At 62.5% G+C, this 22,759-nt stretch carries 25 protein-coding genes; 15 read left to right on the plus strand and 10 right to left on the minus strand.

Annotated elements, in window-relative coordinates:
* Window positions 1-41: 41 nt before the first annotated feature.
* A complete protein-coding gene (locus tag ABZS45_RS08855) occupies window positions 42-1,052 on the minus strand; it encodes an o-succinylbenzoate synthase (RefSeq protein WP_412099506.1) in 1,011 nt (336 codons plus the stop codon).
* 98 nt (window positions 1,053-1,150) lie between these two features.
* On the opposite strand from ABZS45_RS08855, the gene dcuC reads away from it, so the two are divergent.
* From dcuC to menE, 5 genes are all read left to right on the plus strand, one after another.
* Window positions 1,151-2,560, plus strand: coding sequence for a C4-dicarboxylate transporter DcuC (gene dcuC, locus ABZS45_RS08860; protein WP_070681493.1), 1,410 nt, complete (start codon window positions 1,151-1,153; stop codon window positions 2,558-2,560).
* Window positions 2,561-2,824: 264 nt separating this feature from the next.
* Complete coding sequence (locus tag ABZS45_RS08865) at window positions 2,825-3,286, plus strand: DIP1984 family protein (RefSeq protein ID WP_010189741.1); 462 nt, start codon at window positions 2,825-2,827, stop codon at window positions 3,284-3,286.
* 366 nt (window positions 3,287-3,652) lie between these two features.
* Window positions 3,653-4,633: a 1,4-dihydroxy-2-naphthoyl-CoA synthase gene (locus ABZS45_RS08870; protein WP_070681490.1), complete on the plus strand. Its 981-nt coding sequence runs from the start codon at window positions 3,653-3,655 to the stop codon at window positions 4,631-4,633.
* 26 nt (window positions 4,634-4,659) lie between these two features.
* Window positions 4,660-4,821, plus strand: a complete 162-nt coding sequence (locus ABZS45_RS08875; protein ID WP_168162652.1) for a hypothetical protein — start codon at window positions 4,660-4,662, stop codon at window positions 4,819-4,821.
* Between the two features lie 22 nt (window positions 4,822-4,843).
* On the plus strand, window positions 4,844-5,992 hold the full coding sequence (menE, locus tag ABZS45_RS08880) for an o-succinylbenzoate--CoA ligase (protein WP_070681486.1): 1,149 nt from the start codon (window positions 4,844-4,846) through the stop codon (window positions 5,990-5,992).
* Here menE and ABZS45_RS08885 read toward each other — a convergent pair.
* The gene (locus tag ABZS45_RS08885) at window positions 5,989-6,678 is read right to left on the minus strand and encodes a metal-dependent transcriptional regulator (RefSeq protein ID WP_412099507.1); all 690 of its coding nucleotides are present in this window, start codon (window positions 6,676-6,678) and stop codon (window positions 5,989-5,991) included. The two genes, menE and ABZS45_RS08885, sit on opposite strands and share 4 nt — an antisense overlap.
* A 107-nt stretch (window positions 6,679-6,785) precedes the next feature.
* Here ABZS45_RS08885 and ABZS45_RS08890 point away from each other — a divergent pair, with 107 nt between their 5' ends.
* The 5 genes from ABZS45_RS08890 to ABZS45_RS08910 are packed head-to-tail and all read left to right on the plus strand — an operon-like array spanning window position 6,786 to window position 11,014.
* Window positions 6,786-7,712 carry a metal ABC transporter substrate-binding protein gene (locus ABZS45_RS08890; RefSeq protein ID WP_010189749.1) on the plus strand — a complete coding sequence of 309 codons (927 nt, stop codon included), beginning with the start codon at window positions 6,786-6,788 and terminating at the stop codon, window positions 7,710-7,712.
* Window positions 7,712-8,422, plus strand: a complete 711-nt coding sequence (locus ABZS45_RS08895; RefSeq protein WP_046647782.1) for a metal ABC transporter ATP-binding protein — start codon at window positions 7,712-7,714, stop codon at window positions 8,420-8,422. Before ABZS45_RS08890 ends, ABZS45_RS08895 begins: the two co-directional genes overlap by 1 nt.
* Window positions 8,419-9,273, plus strand: a complete 855-nt coding sequence (locus tag ABZS45_RS08900) for a metal ABC transporter permease (RefSeq protein WP_010189752.1) — start codon at window positions 8,419-8,421, stop codon at window positions 9,271-9,273. Before ABZS45_RS08895 ends, ABZS45_RS08900 begins: the two co-directional genes overlap by 4 nt.
* Entirely contained in the window at window positions 9,270-10,124 is an 855-nt protein-coding gene (locus ABZS45_RS08905; protein ID WP_010189755.1) for a metal ABC transporter permease, read from the plus strand. Before ABZS45_RS08900 ends, ABZS45_RS08905 begins: the two co-directional genes overlap by 4 nt.
* 5 nt (window positions 10,125-10,129) lie before the next feature.
* A complete protein-coding gene (locus ABZS45_RS08910; protein ID WP_412099508.1) occupies window positions 10,130-11,014 on the plus strand; it encodes a 1,4-dihydroxy-2-naphthoate polyprenyltransferase in 885 nt (294 codons plus the stop codon).
* A gap of 8 nt (window positions 11,015-11,022) precedes the next feature.
* Here the strand turns inward: ABZS45_RS08910 and ABZS45_RS08915 are convergent, their stop codons facing one another.
* Entirely contained in the window at window positions 11,023-11,364 is a 342-nt protein-coding gene (locus ABZS45_RS08915) for a DUF4229 domain-containing protein (RefSeq protein ID WP_070681474.1), read from the minus strand.
* A 43-nt stretch (window positions 11,365-11,407) separates the two neighbouring features.
* Here ABZS45_RS08915 and ABZS45_RS08920 point away from each other — a divergent pair, with 43 nt between their 5' ends.
* A complete protein-coding gene (locus ABZS45_RS08920; RefSeq protein ID WP_049154847.1) occupies window positions 11,408-11,716 on the plus strand; it encodes a hypothetical protein in 309 nt (102 codons plus the stop codon).
* On the opposite strand, the gene ABZS45_RS08925 is transcribed toward ABZS45_RS08920, so the two are convergent.
* The 7 genes from ABZS45_RS08925 to hemL form a co-directional block, all read right to left on the minus strand.
* Window positions 11,713-11,970 (minus strand): helix-turn-helix domain-containing protein, encoded by a 258-nt coding sequence (locus ABZS45_RS08925; protein ID WP_046647787.1) that lies wholly within the window; start codon window positions 11,968-11,970, stop codon window positions 11,713-11,715. The genes ABZS45_RS08920 and ABZS45_RS08925 overlap by 4 nt on opposite strands.
* Entirely contained in the window at window positions 11,971-13,002 is a 1,032-nt protein-coding gene (ccsB, locus tag ABZS45_RS08930; protein ID WP_049154848.1) for a c-type cytochrome biogenesis protein CcsB, read from the minus strand.
* Between the two features lie 141 nt (window positions 13,003-13,143).
* Window positions 13,144-14,775, minus strand: coding sequence for a cytochrome c biogenesis protein ResB (locus ABZS45_RS08935; protein ID WP_070681472.1), 1,632 nt, complete (start codon window positions 14,773-14,775; stop codon window positions 13,144-13,146).
* Window positions 14,776-14,787: 12 nt separating this feature from the next.
* Entirely contained in the window at window positions 14,788-15,573 is a 786-nt protein-coding gene (locus tag ABZS45_RS08940) for a cytochrome c biogenesis CcdA family protein (protein ID WP_046647905.1), read from the minus strand.
* A 17-nt stretch (window positions 15,574-15,590) separates the two neighbouring features.
* Window positions 15,591-16,196: a TlpA disulfide reductase family protein gene (locus ABZS45_RS08945; protein WP_412099509.1), complete on the minus strand. Its 606-nt coding sequence runs from the start codon at window positions 16,194-16,196 to the stop codon at window positions 15,591-15,593.
* Window positions 16,196-16,804 carry a histidine phosphatase family protein gene (locus ABZS45_RS08950; protein WP_284764112.1) on the minus strand — a complete coding sequence of 203 codons (609 nt, stop codon included), beginning with the start codon at window positions 16,802-16,804 and terminating at the stop codon, window positions 16,196-16,198. The genes ABZS45_RS08945 and ABZS45_RS08950 overlap by 1 nt, the downstream gene beginning before the upstream one ends.
* Before the next feature lie 31 nt (window positions 16,805-16,835).
* The gene (gene hemL / locus ABZS45_RS08955) at window positions 16,836-18,170 is read right to left on the minus strand and encodes a glutamate-1-semialdehyde 2,1-aminomutase (RefSeq protein ID WP_412099510.1); all 1,335 of its coding nucleotides are present in this window, start codon (window positions 18,168-18,170) and stop codon (window positions 16,836-16,838) included.
* Window positions 18,171-18,373: 203 nt separating this feature from the next.
* On the opposite strand from hemL, the gene ABZS45_RS08960 reads away from it, so the two are divergent.
* The 4 genes from ABZS45_RS08960 (at window position 18,374) to ABZS45_RS08975 (ending at window position 22,638) form a co-directional block, all read left to right on the plus strand.
* Window positions 18,374-18,841, plus strand: coding sequence for a hypothetical protein (locus tag ABZS45_RS08960; RefSeq protein ID WP_412099511.1), 468 nt, complete (start codon window positions 18,374-18,376; stop codon window positions 18,839-18,841).
* A 223-nt stretch (window positions 18,842-19,064) separates the two neighbouring features.
* Window positions 19,065-20,675: an HlyD family efflux transporter periplasmic adaptor subunit gene (locus tag ABZS45_RS08965; protein WP_412099512.1), complete on the plus strand. Its 1,611-nt coding sequence runs from the start codon at window positions 19,065-19,067 to the stop codon at window positions 20,673-20,675.
* Window positions 20,672-21,346, plus strand: coding sequence for an ABC transporter ATP-binding protein (locus tag ABZS45_RS08970; RefSeq protein WP_412099514.1), 675 nt, complete (start codon window positions 20,672-20,674; stop codon window positions 21,344-21,346). Before ABZS45_RS08965 ends, ABZS45_RS08970 begins: the two co-directional genes overlap by 4 nt.
* Window positions 21,343-22,638 carry an ABC transporter permease gene (locus ABZS45_RS08975; RefSeq protein ID WP_412099515.1) on the plus strand — a complete coding sequence of 432 codons (1,296 nt, stop codon included), beginning with the start codon at window positions 21,343-21,345 and terminating at the stop codon, window positions 22,636-22,638. The genes ABZS45_RS08970 and ABZS45_RS08975 overlap by 4 nt, the downstream gene beginning before the upstream one ends.
* The last annotated feature ends 121 nt before the right edge of the window (window positions 22,639-22,759 follow it).

Genomic DNA, 22,759 nt, shown 5'->3' on the forward strand with positions numbered 1-22,759 from the left:
AGCCTACGCTGCCCTCCGGACATGTACCGTGAGCTGTGTTTTTAAAGGTGCGGCCAGCACTGACGCACGCGCTCGAACCACCACTCGCGGCGCTCGCCCGGCGCGGCGAGTGTGCTCAGGCGATCCGGGTCGGGGGTGAGGGCTTCGGCGCGCAGGTGACCGTCGACAAGCTGGCGCGGAGCGGTGACATCCTCCAGGAACAGCGACCCGGTGGCCAGGCCCGCAGCGGCCGGGGTGACGTCGATGTCTTCGTCGTCATAGATCTGTGGGAGAGCGGCCACGGCGGCAAGCCCCATGGAGATTCCCACCGAGGTATCCAGCGCGGAAGCCACCGTGATGTCCATGTGGCGCTCGCGCAGGTGGGAGGCTACCTCGAGTACTTTGCGCACCCCGCCCAGCGGCGCGGGCTTAACCACGGCGACATCGGCCGCCTGCAATTCCGCCACCCGATAAGGGTCGCTAGCCTTACGGATGGATTCATCAGCCGCCACACGCACGAAAATCCCGGCGCGCATGAGCTGGGTGCGCACCTCCTTGAGTTCCTCAACGGTCTTGCACGGCTGTTCCATGTAATCCAGCGGCATGAGCTCCTTGGCCGCGGTGACGGCTTCCTCGACGCTCCAGCCGCAGTTGGCGTCGACGCGCAAAACCGGCACGCGACCCTGTGCCTCGATGTGGGTGCGGACGGCGTGAACGCGCGCGATGTCCTCGTCCAGCGTCTGCCCCTTCTCCGCCACCTTGATTTTGAAGGTGCGGCAGCCGGGATAGCGCTCCATGACCTCCGGCACCTGCTCGGCAGGAACCGCAGGGACGGTGCCGTTGACTTCTACCCACTCGCGCACGGGTTCCGGAAAGCCTTCGTAGGCCGCTTCCAGCCCGGCGGCAAGCCAGCGGGCGGATTCCTCCGCCCCGTACTCCAGGAAGGGGGCGAACTCACCCCAGCCCGCGGGGCCATCGATAAGCAATGCTTCCCGGGTCGTAATGCCACGGAACTTCACGGCGAGTGGAAGGGAGACCACGTGGGCGCGGTCGAGGACGTCATCAATATGCATGAGGTTCATCGTACGTGTGGGGGGCTCAGCGCGACACCTGTCATAGCCGGTGTTAGGTTATAACGGTAAGTGGATATAACCAGAAGAAGGATCCTCAGATGCTTTACCTTCTCATCGCACTGCTGGCCATCGCCGCAGTTGTCTATCTCATCTATAAGAAAGTCCACGCCGCGGCCTCCATCTTCGCCGTTGGCGTAATCCTGCTCATGCTCGCCGCTCTCACCGGGCGCGCGGACTTCCGCACCACCGAAATCGAAGCCACGGGCAATGCCTTCTATGACCAGCTGCTCGTCGTGGATGCGCTATTCAAAGCACGCTTCTCCGGCATCGGCATGGCGATTATGGTGCTCTTCGGCTTCGTGTCCTATATGCGGCACATTGGTGCTGATGCCAAGACGGTCGTGGTGCTCTCCTCACCGCTCAAGCGCTTCAAAGGCTCCTACTGGCTGGTTCCAGTGGGCTTCATCTTGGGCACGCTGCTCTCGCTGGTGATCCCCTCGGCTGCAGCGCTATCCCTATTGCTCGTGGCCACGCTCCTGCCGGCACTCATCGCCGCGGGCCTGACACCCCTGACCGTGGGCGCCATCGTGGTGACCTCCTCCACCATCGTGCCCACGCCGCTTGAGGCCGGCCTCATTCAGGGCGCCGATCTCACCAACATGACGCCAACCGAGTTCGTCTACGGCGCCGTCGCCTACGCCACGGTGCCCACGCTCCTCATCACGGCCTTCGTACACATGTGGTGGCAACGCCACTGCGACAAGGTGGATGCCCGCAAGGCCGAAAGCTCCGGTGAGGTCAGCGCCGATTCGATGCACGATGACGCTACCGAGGAAGCCATCGCCCGCGCAGCCTCCCTGCCGGGTTACTACGCCGTGCTCCCGCTCATGCCGTTGCTGCTCATCATTATCTCCGCCATTCTTAACCGTTTGGGTGTCATCCCCTTTGAGGGCGGCATCCTCCCGGTGACCGTGGTCTCCCTGTTCATCGCGATGATCATCGAGTCCATCCGCAAGCGCACCGTCACCGGTGCTGTGGATTCCATCTCCAGCTTCTTCAAAGGCATGGGCGAAGGTGCTGCGGGCGTCGTGGCCCTGCTGGTGGCTGCTGCTGTCCTGGTGGAGGGTATTACGCAGATGGGTGTCATCGACATGCTCATCGACGCCGCCGAGGGCTCCTCCGGCGCCGCCGTCCTCATCGTCCTCGTCTTCGTCGCTGCCACCGCCGCGATGGCCGCACTCACCGGTTCCGGTACCGCGCCCTACTTCGCCTTCTCTGAGGTGGTGCCCAACCTGGCCTCGCAGACCTCCATCCACGCCCCGCAGATGCTCACCGCCATCTGGGGTACCTCCAACCTGATGCGCCAGGTCTCCCCGGTCAACGCCGCGGTGCTCATTGTCTCCGGCGCTATCAAGGTCAACCCCATCCAACTGGTCAAGCGCACCTCCGTGCCCATGATCGTGGCGACGGTGCTCAACACGCTGTTTGCGTTCATGTTTATTGGGTAGCGGTTTCCGCGCGGGCTCAACGTTAATCACGGAGCCCGCGGTACGTTTTGGTAAATAAGGTCCCCCAAATCCGAAAAACTGCGGGCATATTTACGAAAACGTACCAACCAACCGTGCGCAACGTACACAACGATCAAATAAGGCCCCAGATCATCGAAGTTTTGGGGCCCTATTTGTTAGAACCGTCACGGCTCTAAGGCGGAGCCTACTGACTGCCGTACAATTGCTTAGACAATGAATCCCATCAAGGGTGAAGGAGCAACCATGCTACTTGCTGAAGCCTTGGCCGAGCGCGCCCAGGCGCAGGAGCGCCTCAACTCGCTGAGTGACCGCCTCGCGGCGACGGTCCGCATTCAGGAAGGCGATGAACCGGATGAGAACCCCACGGATCTCCTCCGCGAACTCGAGGGCGTGACCAAGCGCATCGATGAGCTCGTCATCGCGATCAACGCCACGAACACGGCCACCGCGTTCGACGATGAGATCACGCTCATGGAAGCCCTGGCGCTGCGTGATGGTCTGCTGCGCAAGCGCCGCATCTACCAGGGATTGGCAGAGCGTGCGGGTGCGCGCCACGACCGTTACTCCCGCTCAGAGATCAAGTTCGTGGCCACGGTGCCCGTGCCGAAGCTGCGCGAGCGCGCCGACGATCTGGCCCGCCAGTACCGCGAGCTAGATACCCGCATCCAGCAGCTGAACTGGAATACAGAACTGATAACTAAATAAGGTCTGCCGCTAGTTGTGCCGCATTCTTGCGGCGCTTTCGCTTTGTGTCGCATTTTTGCGGCACGTCATGTCGCGCGCCACGCGCGCGACGGTAGCCCACACCCTTCGTAGCGAGCGCACCCCTTCTGGGCAGGGAAGAGCCCAGTGCTTCTCAGGCGCCTTCGTAGCGCAAGAAGGCAGGGAGGTTCGATTCCGTCCCACTGTATGGTGTACCGCGCTGGTACGGAGTACACGTGCACATTGACGGGAAATCCCGCAGTATTGAGTATTGATTATCACCGCCGCGCTGGGCGGAGAGTGTGGGTGAGGGTTTGGGAATGGGGACTATACTTCCGGCGCACCGCTTTCCAATTAAGCTGGTGTGCCATGAGCGAGCAGAAGAACTACAGCACCGATAATCCTTTCAAACCGGAGCTCTGGCAGCCCGTCGAGGGCTTTGAGGACCTGACGGATATCACTTACCACCGGCTCATCAGTGACGGTCCAAAGCCCCAGCGCAAGGACGGCATCGTCCGCATCGCCTTCGACCGCCCCGAGGTGCGCAATGCGTTTCGCCCACACACGGTGGATGAGCTTTACCGCGCGCTGGACCACGCGCGCCGCACGCCGGATGTAGGAACAGTACTTCTCACCGGCAACGGGCCTTCCCAGAAGGACGGCGGCTGGGCGTTTTGCTCCGGCGGTGACCAGCGCATCCGCGGCCGCTCCGGGTACCGCTATGCCACGGAGCACGCGCATGATGACGCGACTGCCGACGAATCCACCGTCGACACCGCCCGCGAAAAAGTTGAGGGCGGCCGCCTGCACATCCTGGAGGTCCAACGCCTCATCCGCACCATGCCCAAGGTGGTCATCGCCGTGGTCAACGGCTGGGCCGCCGGCGGCGGACACTCCCTGCACGTGGTGTGCGATATGACCATTGCCTCCCGCCAGGAAGCCCGCTTCAAGCAGACCGACGCCGACGTCGGCTCCTTCGACGCCGGCTATGGCTCGGCCTACCTGGCCAAGATGGTGGGCCAGAAGTACGCCCGCGAGATCTTCTTCCTGGGCCGCACCTACGACGCACAGCGCATGTACGAGATGGGCGCGGTCAACGAGGTAGTTGACCACGCCGAGCTGGAGGACGCCGCCATCCAGATGGGGCGCGAAATCAACATGAAGTCCCCCACCGCCCAGCGCATGCTCAAGTTCGCCTTCAACCTCACCGATGATGGCCTCATGGGCCAGCAGGTCTTCGCGGGTGAGGCCACCCGCTTGGCCTACATGACCGACGAGGCTGTCGAGGGCAAGGAATCCTTCCTGGAAAAGCGCGAGCCCAACTGGGATGACTTCCCGTACTACTACTAACCGTCAGTCCACGAGGAGAACCCACAGTGCTCTACTTCGCCATCGCCCTCGCGGCCATCGCGCTGGTTGCCGTCATTGCATCTCGCGTGTGGATGCTGCGCCACATCAAGCAGGCCCAAAGGGACGGTGAGCGCCCCTTCGACCAGGAGGACGAGCTCATCAACCCCTACGAACACCGCGGGCGGTAACCTAGCGGTAACCTAGCTAACCGTGACTATCCTCTCCCCTCTGTCCGTCAACCCACATGACCCCGCCGCCATCCTCGACGACTTGGAGGCGGCCATCGCCGGGCAGGCAACGCTCCTGCCCGTCCCGGCAGAGGACCGCACCCGCGCGCAGCTGCTGCGCAACCACATGCGCGCAGGCGAGCCCATCGATTCCTCCATCGCGCTCGTCGTGGCCACCTCCGGGTCCACGGGCACGCCGAAAGGCGCGCAGCTCACCGCCGCCAACCTGGTCTCCAGCGCCGATGCCACGCACCGCGCTCTCGGCGGCACCGGCCAGTGGCTGCTGGCCATGCCCGCCTCCCACATCGCGGGCATCCAGGTATTAATCCGCTCGCTCGTCGCGGGCGTGGAGCCGCTGTGCCTCGATCTCTCGGAAGGCTTTTCCATCCCCGATTTCGCCCACGCCGCGCACGAGCTGGCCGCCACCGGAGATCGCTCGTACACGGGGCTGACCCCAATGCAGCTGGCCAAGGCCATGGATTCACTAGAGGGAATCGACGCCCTACGCACCTTTGATGCCATCCTCGTCGGGGGTGCTGCCACCCACCCGCAACTGCTGGACTCGGCGAAGAAGCTGCGCATCAACATCGTTACCACCTACGGTTCCTCGGAGACCGCCGGCGGATGCGTCTACAACGGCCGTCCCCTCGATAGCGCGCGGGTGCGCATCGGCGAGGAGAACCGCATTTACCTCGGCGGACCCATGATTGCGCAGGGCTACCGAAACGTGGACTCAGATGCCTTCGTGGTCGATGAGTCCGGCACCTCGTGGTTTGCCACCTCGGATGCCGGGGCGTTGAACGGCGATACCCTCACCGTGACGGGGCGCCTCGATAATATCCTCAATACCGGCGGTTTAAAGCTCCATCCAGAACAGCTCGAGCAGCACATCCTGCGCGTGCCGGGAGTGGACGGCGTGTGCGTCGTGGGCATCCCCCACCCGCGCTTAGGTCAGATGGTCGTCGCTGCCTATACCGGATGGGCGGATGTCGGCGATATCCTTGTGGCTCTCGACGACGTTGGCCTTCCCCGCTGGCAAACCCCCAAGGATTTCAAGCGCCTGACCGAGCTCCCCACCACCGGCCCCGGCAAGGTTGACCGCCTCGCCGTCGCCCGCCTGTGGAGCGCCTAATCCTCCGCTTCGCTAATGCTGCGTACGGCAATGCCGCGCGCAGCGGATTCCCCGAGGGGGAAGTGCGCACCGCCGTCGACGGCAACCTCGAGCACACCCGCAACCGAGGGGGCAACGACGGACAATTCCACTCCCGGCCGCACTCCATTTTTATCCAGGTAGCGCAGAAATTCGCCATCCGCGTCAGTGACCTGCTCCACGGTGACGGGGGTCTGCGCGGGGACGTCGATAAGCGTAATGCGCGAGACCGGCTCGGCAGTGCCATCCGGGGCAGGTATGGGATCACCATGCGGATCGCGGGCGGGGTTGCCCAGGAAAGAATCGAGGCGTTCAACGAGCATGTCGGACGTCGCGTGCTCTAGCATTTCCGCCTCATCGTGCACCTCATCCCAGGTATAGCCCAGAGTGCGCACGAGGAAGGTTTCCAGGAGTCGATGCCGGCGCACCATTGCCACAGCCAGCCGCCGGCCTTCCTCAACAAGCCGAACACCAAAGTAGCGTTCGTGTTCCACCAGCCCCTTCGCGGCCAGGCGCTTGACCGCCTCCGACGTGGTGGGCAGCTTCTGCCCCGCCGCTTTAGCTAGGTCCCCCAGCGGCATCGCGGTATTAGCGCCCTCTTTCTCCTCATAGGTCCAGAGGATCTTGAGGTAATCCTGGGTGCGTTCGGGCAGCTCGCTGATGTGCATACCCCCATCGTAGTTCAGCCTATTGCTTCCAACGGTTTCAGCACTTATGCTCTTTCAAGTTCAATCCATTGAACATCGACATTCACTTTTAATAAGAGAGGTTTCCCGTGAAGAAACTTATTGCGCTTCCCCTCGCTTCCCTCGTGGTCGCAAGCACGCTGAGCGCCTGCACCAGCAGCGACTCCACCGAAGCCCAGAACGATAACCTGACGATCTTCGCCACGACCGGTTACTTGGCTGATGCGGCCGCCAATATCGCCCCGGACGCCGACATCACCACCATGGTCGGCCCCGGCGGCGATCCACACACCTACCAGCCCACCACGCGCGATATTGAAAAGATGCAGGATGCCGACCTCGTCCTCTGGAATGGCCTTCACCTCGAGGCGCAAATGGTGGACCAGCTCTCCTCCCTCGGTGAAAAGCAGCTAGCTGTCGGCGAACAGCTCGATACTGCTGACCTTCTGCCGTGGCCCGAGCAAGGTGACAAGGGCGAAAAACTCTACGACCCGCACATCTGGAATAGCCCCGAGCTGTGGAGCCAGGTCGTCGATCATATCGGCACCAAACTCGGCGAAATCGACTCTGACAATGCCGAAGACTATGCCGCGGCCGCCGATGCTTATGAAGACAAGATTGCAGCCGCGCACGACAAGGCCGCTAAGGAACTCGAAAGCGCCTCCCCGCGCGTTCTTATCACCGGCCATGACGCCTTCAACTACTTCGGCAAGACCTTCGACTTTGAAGTCCAAGCCACCGACTTCGTGACCACCGAAGCCACCAAGTCCGCCACTGAGATCTCCGAGCTCGCGGATACGATCGCGGAGAAGAAGGTCCCCGTTATCTTCCAAGATAACCAGGCGAACCCACAGGCCATCACTTCTCTCAAGGAAGCCGTAGAAACCCGCAACTGGACCGTCACCATCTCGGATGAAGAGCTCTTTGCCGATACCCTCGGCCCGGAAGCCCCAACCGATACCTACCTCGGAGCCTTCGAACATAACGCTAGCGCCGTGGCGAAAGCACTAAGCTAATGCTCAGCGTAGGAAACCTCACCGCCGGCTATCCCCGCACGCCGGTGCTTCACGACGCCTCCTTCACCCTCACCCCCGCGACTATCACCGGGCTGGTGGGTGCGAACGGGTCGGGAAAGTCTACTCTGGTCCGCACGCTGGTAGGGCTCCTTCCGCCTCTAGCCTGCGGGTCGATGACCTTCGATGGCGTCGATCTGGCACATTTTCGGCAGCGGCTCGGATATATGCCACAACATGCGGATATCGACTGGAATTACCCTGCCACCGCCTTCGACATCGCCCTGATGGGCCGCACCGCCGGGCTGCGCTGGTGGCAGTGGCCCAGCCGCGCTGACAAAGACGCCGCCCACGCAGCACTTGCGCGCACCGGAATGCAGGCACACGCGCAGCTGCCGATTTCCGCCCTGTCTGGTGGTCAGCGCCAGCGCGTGTTGTTGGCGCGCACGCTCGTTAGCGAGCCGGAATTCATCATCCTCGACGAGCCCTTCGCTGGTGTCGATGCCGCGAGTCAGCGCGCCATCATGGATGTACTCAAGGAACTGCGCGAGAACGGCGTGACCATCCTGCTGGTGCATCACAACCTGGCGGAGGTCGCCGACTTTTGCGATGAGGTCCTCATGGTCGGCCACGGCCGGCTCATTGCTGCTGGCCCCACCGAGCAGGTACTTACCGAGTCCGCCATTGCCGACATGTTTTCCCTGCCATCATGAACCCACTCGAGCTTCTTCAGAACTACACCTATACCCAGGCACTCCTGGGCACCGTGCTCATCGGTGGCTGCGCTGGCGCGCTAGGCCCACTGGTATATGTTCGCCGCACCAGCCTGCTGGCCGATGCCATCTCGCATTCTTCCCTGCCTGGACTGCTCACCGCCTTCCTCGTGGCCACCGCCATTGGCTGGGACGGGCGAAATGTCTGGCTTCTTTCTTGCGGCGCCCTGCTCACCGGAACCCTCGCGGTGGGGTGCATTCACCTCATCCCGCGGTTAACTCCCCTGGGGCAAACCACTGCGATGGCGGCCACGCTAACCACATTTTTCTCGGTGGGAATGCTGCTCATGCAGTATATTTCCCGCCGACCATTGCCTGGCAAGGCCGGAATCCAGGATTATTTGCTGGGAAATGCCTCCACGCTCACTCGCGCGGATGTACGGTCCACACTCATCATCGGTGGCTGCGTGCTGCTTTTTCTTTTCCTCATTCACACCCGGCAGGCCGCAGTCACTTTTGATTCAAGTTTTGCCCAGGTAGCCGGCATCCGCACCTCGTTCCTCAACGCGGCTAGTTTCTTCGCCCTCACCGCCATCACGGTGCTCGGCGTCAAAGTCGTCGGCGTAGTGCTCATGGTCGCCGTGGTCATCAGCCCTGCCGCCGCTGCCCGCCCCTGGACCACGCGCTTGCTACCTTTCATCGCGCTCTCCGGGTTCTTCGGCGCGGCCACCGCTGCTCTCGGCTGCTATGTCTCCATTGCGCACGGCCCGCTGCCCACCGGTCCGGTCATCGTCCTGGCTCAGGCGGCGCTCGTCACTATCAGCCTCACCAGTAGAAAGCTAGCCTCATGACCCTCGCCGCGACCGCTTGTCTCCTTGCCGTTCTGACGGCCTTGGCCTGTGCTATCCCCGGCACCTTTGTTGTCCTCAAAGGCCAGGCCATGCTTATCGACGGCATCGGCCATGCCGTCCTTCCCGGAATTGCCGTCGGCTACCTCTTTACCGCAGATCTAGATTCACCCATCTTGCTCGTTACCGCGGCCGCTGGCGCCTTGGTGGTGGCGTTGGGAACTGACGCACTACAGCGCAGCCCGCTGGTGACTGCTGATTCCGCCCTCGGATTGGTCTTTCCCGCCCTGTTTGCCGCCGGAGTCATCCTGATTTCTACGCACATGAGCCACGTGCACCTTGATGTCCACGCCGTTCTCGTCGGTGATCTCAACCTCGCGGCCTTCTCCAATCCCAACTATTGCTACATCATGGCCGCAGTGCTGGGTATCAATGCTCTCTTCCTCGCCCTTACACTGCCGCGTTTATCCGCCACGACTTTTGACGCCGATTTTTGTGCCGCACGCGGGGTGCCCACGCGCGTTCTTCACATCATATTTATGACCGTGGTTGCCTGCACCGCCACCGCCGCCTTTCACGCTGCCGGTGCCATGCTGGTCATCGCTCTCATGGTATTCCCGACGATGACCGCGCGGCTGCTTACTCAGCGCGTGCCCACGCTGGTGTTGACCGCCTGTGGCGTTGCCGCTATCAGCGCGGTCGTGGGATTTTGGGTTGCCTATGTCCTTGACGCGGCTACCTCTGCCGCAATGACAGTCACCAATGCCGTTATTTTCGTTGCAGTGCTCATCATCTACCGCTTTCGCCAACGCACCAGCTCATTGCCGCAGCACACCACACCAGTGGCACAATAGTGAGCATGTCTGCCTATTCCGCCACTCCTGCCGATTGGCTCCAGGGTGCTCGCCCGCACACCTGGGCCAATGCTTTTGCTCCTGTTATCGCTGGTACCGGTGCCGCCGCCGCGGCCCACGGTCTGCACTGGGGACGCGCATTGCTGGCACTCATCGTGGCCTGGGCTCTTATCATCGGCGTGAACTACGCCAACGACTACTCCGATGGCATCCGCGGCACCGATGATGACCGCACCGGCCCCCAGCGGCTTACCGGCGGCGGGCTGGCCAAACCGCAACACGTCAAGTTCGCCGCCTTCGCCTCCTTCGGCGTGGCGGCTATCGCGGGCATCTCACTCTCCCTAGCTGCCAACGCCGCCTCGTTCATCCTCGTCGGCGCCGTGTGTATCGCCGGTGCCTGGTTCTACACCGGTGGCAAGAACCCCTACGGCTACCGCGGGTTCGGGGAAGTCGCCGTTTTCGTGTTCTTCGGACTCGTCGCGGTCCTAGGTACCGAGTACACACAGGCCGGCCGCATCACGTGGACAGGCCTTGCCTTAGCCGTGGGTATCGGCGGTATGAGTGCGGCGGTAAACCTGGCCAATAACATCCGGGACATCCCCTCCGATAAGTCCACCGGCAAGATCACTTTGGCGGTGCGCCTGGGTGATAAAAAGTCCCGCACGCTATTCATGACCCTCTTGCTGCTGCCGGTACTACTCACCATCGGCCTAGCCTTCGATTCCTGGGCCGCGCTCGCTTCGCTGCTCTACTTCCCCCTCGCGCTGGGTGCTATCCGCACCGTCAACCGCGGCGCACGCGGCCCGAAACTCATCCCAGTACTTGGCATGGCCGGCCGCGCGATGCTGGTGTGGGCGGTTATCAACGCTGTAGCGCTGGCTCTGGTTTAACCACCGATTTAGCGGCCAGCCAGCTCCTCTTGGACCCACTTCTTGTGGGCCTTGCGCTGCGCGGAGTACTCCGCCAGCGTCTGAGTGGCTTCCATGCGCCACGTGGAGAAGATCAGCATGGACAGCGGCAGCGCCACAAACAACGCCAACAGGGCGGAGACCAGCAGCGGAAAGGTCCCGAGAACCGCCATGGCCAGCAGCTGAATCACCGCGGTGAGCACAATGAACAGCACCACGCGGGCAGCCCCGTACTTCCACAAAGCGACGCGGGAGCGGCGCTTGAGGGCCGGATCCGGCTGGGGTGGTTCGGGGTTCTGCGAGGTGTTGATGGTGTTTTCTGTCTGACTCATAATTCTCACTTTTGCTTTGCGGGCATTCCGTAGAATACAACGCATGGGTCGATTGATACTACTACTCTTGTTTGTCCTCGCGGCGGTCCTCGTATGGAAGGCCTTTGGTCCGTCGAGTTGGAATAAGAAGGTGCAGCAGACACAGCAGCCGCAGCGCCCCGCAATCAAGGGCCCAGACGATGACGAAGAGTTCCTGTGGAACCTAGAGAAGCAGCGCTTCAAAGAGCGCCGCGCCAGGGAGCGGGAGGCAGAGCGCCAAGAAGAAGAGCGCCGCCGTCGCTCACAGGGTTCACAAGGTTCCCAGAAACCCAAGGCCCCCGAGGACAAAGACAATAAAGCCGACGAAGCCTAAGCCTTCGGCTCGAAGGTCATCTCAAGGCCGAGGGCCTCAGCCACCGCAATCACCTTTTCCCAGCGCACGCCAGAGCCGCCGTGCTCGATGGTGTGCAGCGTGGAGCGCGAAATCCCGGCCTTCTCAGCCAGCTCCTGCTGCAAGATACCGAGTTCTCGGCGGCGCTGCGCAAAGCCCTCACCGAGAGCGATGAGCTGCGGGTTATCGCCCGCCGGCTTGCCCTGTTTGTGCCGCGGCTTAGGGGTATCCGCCATTTAGTTCAGCCCCGCATAGGAGTGCAGGCCGGAGACAACCATGTTGATGAAGAACAGGTTGAAGATCATGAGCAGCATCGCCGCGATGTTGATATACGGCGCGGCCTTGCGGAAGGCCGGCGTCGCGCGGGCGTGCAGGTAGGCGGCGTAGAGGATCCAGGTGGCGAAGGATACGGTCTCCTTCGGGTCCCAGCCCCAGTAGCGTCCCCATGTGGACTCGGCCCAAATAGCGCCCAGTACAATACCCAGGCCCAGAGTCGGCAGCGTCACCACGCCCAAGCGGTAGGCCAAGCGGTCCAACTTCTTAGCAGAAGGAAGCGGGCGGGCAAGCGCACCAAAGAAACCGGACTCACTGCCCTTCGGCTGGAACTCACGCAGCACGCTGAGCAAAGAAGCGATACCGGAGACCACGCCGATGGACGCACCCAACGAGACCACAGTGACGTGGATGGGCAGCCAGTGAGACTGGAGTGCCGGAACCACCGGAGCGGATTCCGCATAGAGCTTGGTGGAGCCGTAGAACATCAGCGCCAGAATCGGCGTGAGCAGCCACGGCCACAGAGTGCGCCATTCCTTGCGCTGCATGGCGATGGTCGCCACCACCATGGCGCCGGCGGTCACCATGAGCACGTACTCGTAGAGGTTGCCAAACGGGAAACGCCCCGTGGCCAGGCCGCGCAGCACAATGGCCGCCAAGTGTAAGGCGATACCCAACCACAGGAGCATCTGCGTCATGCCGCCGAGCTTGTCGGCGTTCTCCCGCTTCTTCGACAGATCCGCGTCTAGGTCAGCATCGGGGCCAGTGCTGGCTGTCGGGGGGACGTCGCCAAGCGCGGCACTGTCTGCCGAGGCCCCCACGCTAGCGAGTTCGCGCTGCTGCGCCACAGCAGTCGTGCGGGAGCGCATCGCCTCGATGATGCTGTGCATCCGGCCGTAGTAGACCAGGGACAACACCAAGGCGAGAGCATAAACGACGAACGCGGTTTGCACCGCGATGTCGGAAAAGTTGGACAGATTTTGATCAACCTGCATGAGTGGGAAACCTTGCCTTCACAATCGTGCCTACACCGTGCTTCACGCACGAGGCTGCATGAGCGGAGAGATTTATGGTGCTCATCAGAGTACCCCCCTTCAGCGGGAGTATCCAACTTTTGACGGATAGCTTTCTCACCTTTAGTCGGCGGAGTAGAGTTCGTCCTCCTCCACCTCATCGGGATCCGGCAGTTCCAGGAGCTCGCGGTGAAGCTCATGGAATTCCTCAGACCAGCCCGCGCGGTCGGTGCGGGCAAGACCGCCCATCTCAATATCGGTGCCACCATTGGCCCCCGGCCGGATGCGCACCCACACGCGGCGGCGCTTGATCACCAGCGAGCCAACCAGGGATACCAGCATGACCAGCGCGGACACGAGAACCCAGCTCTGGAAGGGGTCATAGGAAACCTGGTAGTTCGCAAACTCGGAGGCACCGTCGAAGGTGATCTTCGTGCCGTCGTCCAGCGTGACCGATTCACCCTGGTTCAGGTTGACGCGGTCGATCCTCTGCAGCTGGCCCGTGTGGACCAGGTTGGAATCGAGGGAGAAGAAGGACTGCGGGGTACCCGTGTCCAGGCCGGCATCGCCGCGGTAGATATCGATGGCCACGGCAGGATCGAGCATCGCCGGGTAGGAGGATTGCAGCAGCTTGCCGCTCTCGCCGGACCACTCGGCGGTCGGGGCAAACAGGCCCTGGATGGCGATCTGGTTTTGGCGGCGCTCAAACAGATCCGGGTACATGCCCGCCGGAGGATCGAAACGCATCACGCCTTCGGAGAGGAAAAACGTGGTGTCTGTGGGCTGGAACTGGATGGTCTGCGTGCGCTTTTCACCGTTGGGCCACTCCACCGTCATGGTCGGCGCAAAGCCGTGACCCTGCAGGTAAACGCGGTTGCTCTCAATACGCAGCGGGTGGTTGACCTGCAGCTGGTAGTCCTCCCAGGTCTCCGGGTCCGTGAAGATGTCGTCGCCGGCGGCATAGGACACGTTCGAGGTGAACATCTCCGCCTGGCCATTGGGCAGGTAGTCCGCGGTGAAGTCGTGGGCCAAGAAGCAGAAGGGGTGCAGGCCGGTGCCGTCGAATAGCGGGCCGGCGCGGAAGGAGTCATAGACGGAGGTGGAGGTGTTGCAGAACTCCGTGGATTGCGCCTGCTCTTGGGTCTGCCCCTGGGAGTTCTTCTCCGTGACCACGATGACCTGTCCCTCGTAGTGCACCAGGCGCCCGGCTGCCATGGTGAGCAAGATTGCCACCAACGCGATGTGGAAGATGAGGTTGCACAGCTCGCGGGCATAGCCGCGCTCCGCGGAGAAGGATTGCGCACCCGCGCGGTCCTTCTCGGGCGAGACCTCGGAGACCCGCCACTTCTTCAGCATGGTTGTGGTGGCCGCTGCGATCTCCTCCGGGGACTTTTCCGAATGCCCGGTGGCGTTGAGCGGCATCTTTTCCAGATACTTCGGCGCGCGCGTCGGCGGTGTGCGGTAGGCCTGGTAGTGATCCCAGGAGCGCGGGATGATGCAGCCCACCAGAGAAATCATGAGCAGGACGTAGATGGCCTGGAACCAGACGGAGGAGAAGACGTCGAAAAGCTGCAGCTTGTCGTAGATCTCCGCCACCTTGCCGTTGGTCTCAATGAAGTCGTTGACGTTAGATTCATTGAGCGAGCGCTGCGGCAGGAGCGATCCGGGAATGGCGGCGATGGCCAGCAAGAAGAGCAGCGCCAGCGCGGTGCGCATGCTGGTCAGCCAGTGCCAGGCCTTGCGGATATATCTCACGAAAAATCTCCTTTACAGCAGCGTCGCGCCATAGGACACGGTCCACTGGCGGATGGCGTTGATGAAATCTCCCCACAGCCCGGTCAGCAGCGCCAGGCCGACGAGGATCATGGCGATGCCCCCGAGAATCTGGATGGTCCGGGAGTGCTCCCGCATCCAGGTCACGGTGCGCATGGCCTTAGCGGAGCCCAGTGCCACGAGCAAGAAGGGCAGGCCCAGGCCCAGGCAGTAGCCAATAATGAGGATGGTGCCGCGCAGCGCGGTGGTTCCCTCGGTGCCGGCGGAGACAGACAGGATGGCAGCCAGCGTGGGGCCCAAGCACGGGGTCCAGCCCAGGGCGAAAACCCCGCCGAGCAGCGGCGCGCCCAGCCACGTGGTCCAGCGCCGCGGCGCCATGCGCGTGTCCTTCTGTAGTACCGGCACCACGCCCATGAACACCACACCCATGAGGATGGTGATGACACCGCCGGCGCGCATGAGGGTATCCGCGTTGAGCGTCAGCGCCGAAATGGCGCCGAAGACTGACACGGTGGCTAGGACGAAAACGACGGTAAAGCCCAGCACGAAGAGTGCTGCGGCACCGACGACGGCCCAACGCCGGCGCTTGCCGACGCCCACCCCCAACTCCTCGTCATAGCTCACCTCACCGCCGACCACGGAGGCGAGGTAAGAGATATAGCCAGGAACCAGTGGAACCACACAGGGTGAGGCGAAGGAGACCAATCCGGCCACGGCCGCGGCGAGCACTCCGATCAGGAGCGGGCCGGACACGGCGGCATCGGCGAAGCTTTGCCCCATACCGTCAGCGGCAAGGATCACTGTTCTTTCTCCAGTTCGTCGACGACCTCGAGGACATCCTTTTCCGTGATCTCGGTCAGGAAGACCGCGGCGGGGCGGTGCTGCTTATCCAGCACGATGGTGGTGGGCACCACGGAGGTAGGAACGCCGCCGAGCGCCGCGGCCGTCTTGAAGGGCGGGTCATAGATGGAGGGGTACTCCAGGCCGTTATCGGCCATAAAGTCCCGGGAGATCTCCGGGTTGAAGTCCTTGACATTGATGCCTAGCACGGTGCCGACCTTGCGCTTTTGCAGCTCCGAGTGGATGGCCTGGAGGTCATCTGATTCGGAGCGGCACGGCGCGCACCATTGACCCCAGGAGTTGAGGACGACGATCTGGTCCTGAAAATCCGAGAGCTTGATCGTCGTGGACTCGTCCCGCAGGTCCTCGCCGGAGAAATCCTTGAGCGGCTTGCGGTCTTCCTCCGCATAACGGATGGTGGTCTGCCCGCCAGGTGAAATGAACTCGAAGGTGCCACCGGAAGCAACGGCGTTCTGTGCATTCTCCTCGCTCTGTGTACAGCCAGCCAGGCTCAGCACAGCAACGACACCGGCCACGGCGGCGCGGATACTTCTACGTGCCATTAGATGTCCTGCGCCGGTTCGGAGTAGAAGATATCGATGATCTCGCGGTCGCGGTACACCAACGAGGTCACCGAGGCGAGAGCACATTGGCGGTCCCACGGCGCGTGGGCCAGGCGCTTGCCCAGCACGGTGCGCTGCACCATAACGATGGGAAGCTGGTGGGAAACCACGATGGCCTCATGGCCCTCTGCCTTGGAACGGGCGCGCTCGGCGGCATCCATCATGCGCGCGGCAATCTCCTCGAAGGGCTCGCCCCAGGAAGGCTCAAGCGGGTTAACCATGAGCGGCCAGCGCTGCGGGTTCCACAGCTGCGAGTTCCAGCCCTTGGTGCGCAGGCCCTCGAAGCGGTTGCCGGATTCGATGACGCCCTTATCGACGTCCACCTCCAAGCCCGTTACCTGTGCAATCGGCAGCGCGGTTTCCTGCGCGCGCTGCAGCGGCGAGGCCGCCAGGTAGGTCACGTCATGGCCTTCGAAGGCTTTCGCCGTGCGCGCGGCCATGGAATGCCCACGGGAGGACAGGTGGTAGCCCGGGATGCGCCCGTAGAGGATCTTATCCGGGTTATAAACCTCGCCGTGGCGGACGAAGTGGACGATGGTGGTGGACATATGCCTGTGTCTATCCCCTCAAATGGTCTGTTTACTGCGGGCGCTGCGCGCTGGCAGCGGCCTTGGCGGCAGGCTTGAGAGCTGCCTCGATTACCTCAAAATCTTTGTCCGTGAGCGCGTCAGAGACAAACCAAGTCTCGAAGGCTGACGGCGGAACATAGACGCCGCCCTCCAGCAGTGCGTGGAAGAAGGGGGCGAAACGCCAGGTATCGGCGGCCTGCATGTCGGCGAAGTTGCGACCCTGACCCTCGGCGAAGCGGATGGAGAACATCGTCTCCGCGCGCTGGATGTGGTGTGCCACGCCGGCGGCATCAAGTGCCGCCGTTATCAGGCTGGTCAGGCAGTCCGCGTTGGCCTGCAGGCGCGGGTACAACTCTTCGTTGGCCAGCTCCAGGGATGCTAGACCGGAGGCCATCGCTACCGGGTTTCCGGACAGCGTGCCCGCCTGGTAGACGGGGCCCGAAGGTGCCAGCGAAGCCATCACGTCGGCGCGACCACCGAAGGCAGCGGCCGGCAGGCCGCCGGAGACCACCTTGCCGAAGGTCACCAGGTCACCCGCTACCCCATCGACGCCGAACCAGCCTTTGTAGGAGGTGCGGAAACCGGTCATGACTTCATCGAGGATGAGCAGGGCGCCGTCGGCATGCGCGATCTCCTTGAGCGCCGCGTTGAAGCCCTCCTCCGGGGCCACGGTACCCATGTTGCCGGCGGCTGCCTCGGCGATGATGCACGCGATCTCTCCCGGGTGCGCGGCAAAGGCCTCGCGGACCGCGTCAAGATCGTTGTAGGGGACGACGATCGTGTCCGCAGCCGAAGCGCCGGTCACGCCCGGGGAATCCGGGAGCGCGAAGGTGGCCACGCCAGAGCCAGCCGACGCCAACAGCGCATCCACGTGGCCGTGGTAGCAGCCCTCAAACTTGAGTACCTTGGCGCGGCCGGTAAAACCACGGGCCAGGCGCACAGCAGACATGGTGGCCTCCGTACCGGAGTTGACCAGACGCACCTGCTCCACGGCGGTGCGCTTGACGATGTGCTCCGCCAACAGCGTCTCGCCCTCGGTCGGGGCACCGAAGGAGAGGCCGTCGGTAGCCGCCTTCTGCACTGCCTCCACGATGGCCGGGTGGGCATTGCCGTGAATCATCGGGCCATAGGAGCTGACCAGGTCGACGTACTCGTTGCCGTCGATATCCCAGAGACGGGAGCCCTCACCGCGAGCGATAACGCGGGCTTGGCCGCCCACGGATCCGAAGGCGCGGACCGGGGAATTCACACCGCCCGGGGTGACCTTGGTGACGCGCTCGAACCACTCGGCGGACTGGGACGTATTCTGCTGGTTTAGCTGGCTGGAGTTAGGCATAGCCCACATTGTATCGGTTTTAGCCCTATACAAAAGTTGGAGTCCCCTCGTGCCCCGCGGTCGCTCCTCCTGAGCCTGGCACGCGCCCTCAACGCGCTCGCGCTGCGCGTCTGTTGCGGTGGCGCTATGCTGGCAGCACACTGTTGATTCTGCCTTTCCTAATTTCAGCGCTGGGGTGCGCTGTGGGGAGGCACTACTTAAGGGGGATTCCCATGGCATCGCGCCGTTTTCTTGTCATTCTTGCCTGCCTTCCGCTTTCTGCCTGTGCTGCTACGCAGGCAGAAACCGCTCCGCGAATCGAACCCAGTCCCATCACCTCGGCCCAACCGACGTCCTGGGAGCCGGATGCGGTCCCCCAGCCGGTCAACCGCTTGGGCGACACCACATCTATTGCTCCCGCTCCAGCCGAACCGGAACCTGAAGCCCAGGCACCAGCTCCCGCACCCACGACCGTCGAGACCCCAGCGCCACAGGTAGAAACCGTCACCCTCCGTGCCCCAGCGCCAGCGCCCGCTCCAGCACCGCGCCCGGCCCCACCGCAGCGGCCCAAACCTAAGCTGGAACTGCCCGAGCCTCCGCAGATTCCCCTCCCGCCGGAAGTTCAGGACGGACTCGATCAGCTACCCAAACTGCCTCCCTTGCCGAAGGCGGAGGAGATCTACATCGATGTGCCCTTCTAAAAGTCAGATGCCACATACGTTTCGATCAAATAGTGGCAGAAAATCACCCATTTTCGGGACCTTAATTGATCGAAACGTCACCAGACCTCATAGCCTCGCACCATCTAAGGGTAGACCCTGATCTACCTCCTATATTCCCCCGCTGTACATGACAGGAAGCAATCCCAAGAGTTAATCTGAAGCCGATTTTCAATGACGGCGTTAACCTGACAGTAAGGGATTCATGAACAAGAAAGCTCTCGGCATCACTGCTGGCGCTATCGCTGCGGTTCTTCTCGCAGGCGGTGGTGGAATGTACGCACTGACCAGTGGGTCTTCCGATATTCAGCTCACTTCGACCGATGTCACGACAACCGCCAAAGAAGACCTCATCAGTTCCGTCTCCGCCACCGGCACGGTTTCTGCCGAGCGCGAACTCTCGCTGACCACGTCGCTGACCGGGCCTATCCAGTCCCTCGATGCCAAGGTCGGTGACCGCGTCGAAGCCCAACAGCTGCTTGGCCGCATGGACACCACCGAAACCGAGCGTGAGCTCGAGGCTCAGCGCACCTCCCAGGAGGCAGGCAAACTTGAGGCCGTCCATCAGATCGAGGACGCCCAGCTGCAGCTGCGCCAGCTCCAGGATTCCCTCGACCAAGGCCTCAACCCCGAGGTCAACAGCGCCCAGTCCGCCGTGAACTCGGCGCAGACCGAGTACGCCGAGGCGCAGCGCAAGCTCGACGATGCCCTCGCCACCAAGGGCGACCGCCCCGAGGTTGCAGAAGCCCGCGCCGCCGTCGAGCAGGCGCGCTCCGGGGTGCGCGATGCGGAGTCCAAGTCCTTCCAGTCTGCACTGGCCTCCCTCGGCACTGCCACCGAGGATCCCTCCGGCATCAACACCGCCAGCGCTTTCTTAAGCTACCTCGACTCAGATGAGGCCGTGCAAGACTCCGAGCGCCAATTGAAGGAATCCGAGGAATCCTATGGCCGCGTCCTCCGCGGCATCGACCGCGAGTTGGGCGAACAACAGCGCGCCACCGCCGCCTCCTACCAGGCAGTCTCCGATGCTGAGCGTGCACTGCAGGCCAGCAACCTGGCCATCGAGCAGCAGATTTCTTCCCAGTCCCAAGCGGTGAACCACGCGGTGGAATCGGCGGCGTCGGCAAGCGCGAACAACGCCAAGGAAAATGGGCCGCTGGAGTACCGGCTCTCCCAGGCCGACCTGCGCTCCCCTCTGGCGGGCGTTGTCACCGCCGTCAACGGCCAGGCCGGCGCCCCGGCCGAGGGCCCCATCCTCACCGTGGCGGATGACTCCTCCCTGCTGGTGAAATCCACGGTCAAGGAGGGCGATATCGCCCGCATCAAGGTCGGCGATGAAGTCTCCTTCACCTCGCCATCAAGCCCTGGCAAAGAATACAAGGGCAAAGTCACCTTCATCTCCCCCACCGCTGAGCAGCCCGATGTCGAGGCTGGTGCAGGGGGCGGCTCCGGCAAGCCAACTGGTTCTACCAAGCCCGAATTCCCCGTGCACATCCGCGTCGATGGCAACCGCGAGGGCCTGCGCCTCGGTTCCACCACGAAGGTGAAAATCATTACGAAGAAGGATAAGAACGCCATCACCGTGCCGCTCTCCGCCATCTATGAAGACGGCGGAAAGAAGAACGTCCTCGTCGTCGACAACGGCACGATCCAGGCGCGCGAGGTCAAGGTGGCCAGCGAATCCGATTTCTCTGCAGCTATTTCCTCTGGTCTCAAGGAGGGCGAGACCGTCATCAGCCAGGCGGATACGCACAAGGACATGGTCGGCATGTCCGCCTCCGTAGAAGGCTCCGATGATGCGGAAGAGAACGCATGAGCCGCCTCATTGAGATGCGGGGAATCGTCAAACGTTTCAACGAGGGTCTCGACAGCGAGCTGACCGTCATCCCGGGCCTCGACTTCAGCGTGGACGAAGGCGAGTTCGTGGCCGTCGTGGGCCAGTCCGGCTCCGGCAAGTCCACGCTCATGAACATCATCGGCTTGCTCGACCGCCCCACCGCCGGCGAATACCAGCTGGCTGGCGTGGATGCGCTGGCGCTTGGTGACGACAAACTGGCCTCCTTCCGCGGCCAAAAAATCGGATTCATCTTCCAGAACTTCAACTTGATCGGCCGCATGTCCGCGCTGAAGAACGTGGAGATGCCCATGGTCTATGCGGGCGTTTCAGCCCACGAGCGCACCCAGCGCGCGGAAAAGCTTTTGGAGATGGTCGGCATGGGTGACCGCATGAACCATCTGCCTAATGAGCTCTCCGGTGGTCAGAAGCAGCGCGTGGCGGTGGCCCGTGCCTTGGCCAACCAGCCGGAGATTCTGTTGGCGGACGAGCCCACCGGCGCACTGGATTCGCAGACCGGCCGCATGGTCATGGACTTATTCCACGAACTGCACCGCACGCATGGAAAGACCATTTTGTTCATTACCCACAACCCGGAGTTGGCTGATGAATGCAGCCGCACCGTCACGATGAAGGACGGGGTGTTGTCATGAATTTCGCTGAATCCACCAAGATGGCGCTGACCAGCTTGCGCACCAACAAGATGCGCTCGGCGCTGACACTCTTGGGCGTCATCATCGGCATCGCCGCGGTGATCGCCATCGTCACGCTCGGTCACTCCTTGCAGTCTTCCGTGCAGAAGGACTTGGATAAGGTCGGCGCGAACAACTTCACCGTCCAGGTCAAGGAGCGCCCTGAGGAGGGCGAAGAGGAAGAAGCCGAGGATTCCTTCATAGGCGGCGGCTTCGTCGAAGACGAGTCCTCCATGCTCACCCCGGACATGCTGGACCGCGCTAAAGAGGTCATGGGAGATCAGATCGCCGGCATCAATATCGGCGAGTACAACTCTTATTCCGGCGCGTTCGTCGCCGAAGGCGACGAACAGGAGAAGACCGCCAACCTCCTGGTCCGCCCCACCAACCCGGACTATGTCTCAGGCTCCTCCTATTCCATCGTGGCCGGGCGATTCCTCAGCGAAGACGATATCGACTCTAGCCGGGCAGTAACCATGCTGGATAAGGAGACCGCCACCAAGCTTTTCGGCGCCCCTGCGGATGCCATCGGCCAATACGTAAGCTTCGAAACCCAAGAGGCATCCCCCATTGAGCTCGCCGTCGTCGGCGTCTTTGAAGAGCCGCAAACCGGACCTCTGGTGGGCGGCGGCCCCAGCCAAACTGCCTTCGTTCCTTACCCACTTGAGGCCGAGCTTTCTGATTCCCCCGGTGCCGGCACCGCCTTCAGCGAGGTCACCGTTCGCGGCAACCCGGACTTGGATAAGTCCGCGGTGGCTAGCAACCTGCAACGCGTCTTCGACAGCTACTACAAGGACAACCCGGACTACATGGTCAAAGTGACCGACTTCAGCGATGACCTCGCGTCCTTGAACCAGATCTTCACCACGATGAGTCTGGTGCTCGCGGCCATCGGCGGTATCTCGCTGCTCGTCGGCGGCATCGGCGTGATGAACATTATGCTCATCACCGTCACGGAGCGCACCCGCGAGATTGGCATCCGCAAGGCGCTTGGCGCACGCCGCCGCGATATCCGCATCCAGTTCATCACGGAGGCCATCGTGGTCTGCCTCATCGGTGGACTCATCGGCATCGCCATCGGCACCGCCGCCGGCATGGCGGGCGCAGCAGCCATCGGCTCACTCGTAGCGCCGCCACTGTGGGCGGTTATCCTCTCGCTGCTCTTCTCGCTGGCTATTGGCCTCTTCTTTGGCTACTACCCCGCGGGCAAGGCCGCGAAGCTGGACCCGATTGAGGCGCTGCGCTACGAATAGCAACGCACACGTTCAGCCGAGTCTCCCATCAAAAAGATAACCCCAGCAATGCTGGGGCTAGAGCCTATTTGCCTTGCGGCTTGATGGAGCTGAGGATATCACAAAATAGCACCATGAAACA

The organism is Corynebacterium aurimucosum, from assembly GCF_046895345.1.
GTDB lineage: Bacteria > Actinomycetota > Actinomycetes > Mycobacteriales > Mycobacteriaceae > Corynebacterium > Corynebacterium aurimucosum_G.

Bases quoted from the DNA above. Each gene is read 5' to 3' on its own strand.
- ABZS45_RS08855 (WP_412099506.1), bottom strand. From the start codon at position 1,052: ATGCATATTGATGACGTCCTCGACCGCGCCCACGTGGTCTCCCTTCCA.
- dcuC (WP_070681493.1), top strand. From the start codon at position 1,151: ATGCTTTACCTTCTCATCGCACTGCTGGCCATCGCCGCAGTTGTCTAT.
- ABZS45_RS08865 (WP_010189741.1), top strand. From the start codon at position 2,825: ATGCTACTTGCTGAAGCCTTGGCCGAGCGCGCCCAGGCGCAGGAGCGC.
- ABZS45_RS08870 (WP_070681490.1), top strand. From the start codon at position 3,653: ATGAGCGAGCAGAAGAACTACAGCACCGATAATCCTTTCAAACCGGAG.
- ABZS45_RS08885 (WP_412099507.1), bottom strand. From the start codon at position 6,678: ATGCACATCAGCGAGCTGCCCGAACGCACCCAGGATTACCTCAAGATC.
- ABZS45_RS08895 (WP_046647782.1), top strand. From the start codon at position 7,712: ATGCTCAGCGTAGGAAACCTCACCGCCGGCTATCCCCGCACGCCGGTG.
- ABZS45_RS08900 (WP_010189752.1), top strand. From the start codon at position 8,419: ATGAACCCACTCGAGCTTCTTCAGAACTACACCTATACCCAGGCACTC.
- ABZS45_RS08905 (WP_010189755.1), top strand. From the start codon at position 9,270: ATGACCCTCGCCGCGACCGCTTGTCTCCTTGCCGTTCTGACGGCCTTG.
- ABZS45_RS08910 (WP_412099508.1), top strand. From the start codon at position 10,130: ATGTCTGCCTATTCCGCCACTCCTGCCGATTGGCTCCAGGGTGCTCGC.
- ABZS45_RS08915 (WP_070681474.1), bottom strand. From the start codon at position 11,364: ATGAGTCAGACAGAAAACACCATCAACACCTCGCAGAACCCCGAACCA.
- ABZS45_RS08920 (WP_049154847.1), top strand. From the start codon at position 11,408: ATGGGTCGATTGATACTACTACTCTTGTTTGTCCTCGCGGCGGTCCTC.
- ABZS45_RS08925 (WP_046647787.1), bottom strand. From the start codon at position 11,970: ATGGCGGATACCCCTAAGCCGCGGCACAAACAGGGCAAGCCGGCGGGC.
- ccsB (WP_049154848.1), bottom strand. From the start codon at position 13,002: ATGCAGGTTGATCAAAATCTGTCCAACTTTTCCGACATCGCGGTGCAA.
- ABZS45_RS08940 (WP_046647905.1), bottom strand. From the start codon at position 15,573: ATGGGGCAAAGCTTCGCCGATGCCGCCGTGTCCGGCCCGCTCCTGATC.
- ABZS45_RS08945 (WP_412099509.1), bottom strand. From the start codon at position 16,196: ATGGCACGTAGAAGTATCCGCGCCGCCGTGGCCGGTGTCGTTGCTGTG.
- ABZS45_RS08950 (WP_284764112.1), bottom strand. From the start codon at position 16,804: ATGTCCACCACCATCGTCCACTTCGTCCGCCACGGCGAGGTTTATAAC.
- hemL (WP_412099510.1), bottom strand. From the start codon at position 18,170: ATGTGGGCTATGCCTAACTCCAGCCAGCTAAACCAGCAGAATACGTCC.
- ABZS45_RS08960 (WP_412099511.1), top strand. From the start codon at position 18,374: ATGGCATCGCGCCGTTTTCTTGTCATTCTTGCCTGCCTTCCGCTTTCT.
- ABZS45_RS08965 (WP_412099512.1), top strand. From the start codon at position 19,065: ATGAACAAGAAAGCTCTCGGCATCACTGCTGGCGCTATCGCTGCGGTT.
- ABZS45_RS08970 (WP_412099514.1), top strand. From the start codon at position 20,672: ATGAGCCGCCTCATTGAGATGCGGGGAATCGTCAAACGTTTCAACGAG.
- ABZS45_RS08975 (WP_412099515.1), top strand. From the start codon at position 21,343: ATGAATTTCGCTGAATCCACCAAGATGGCGCTGACCAGCTTGCGCACC.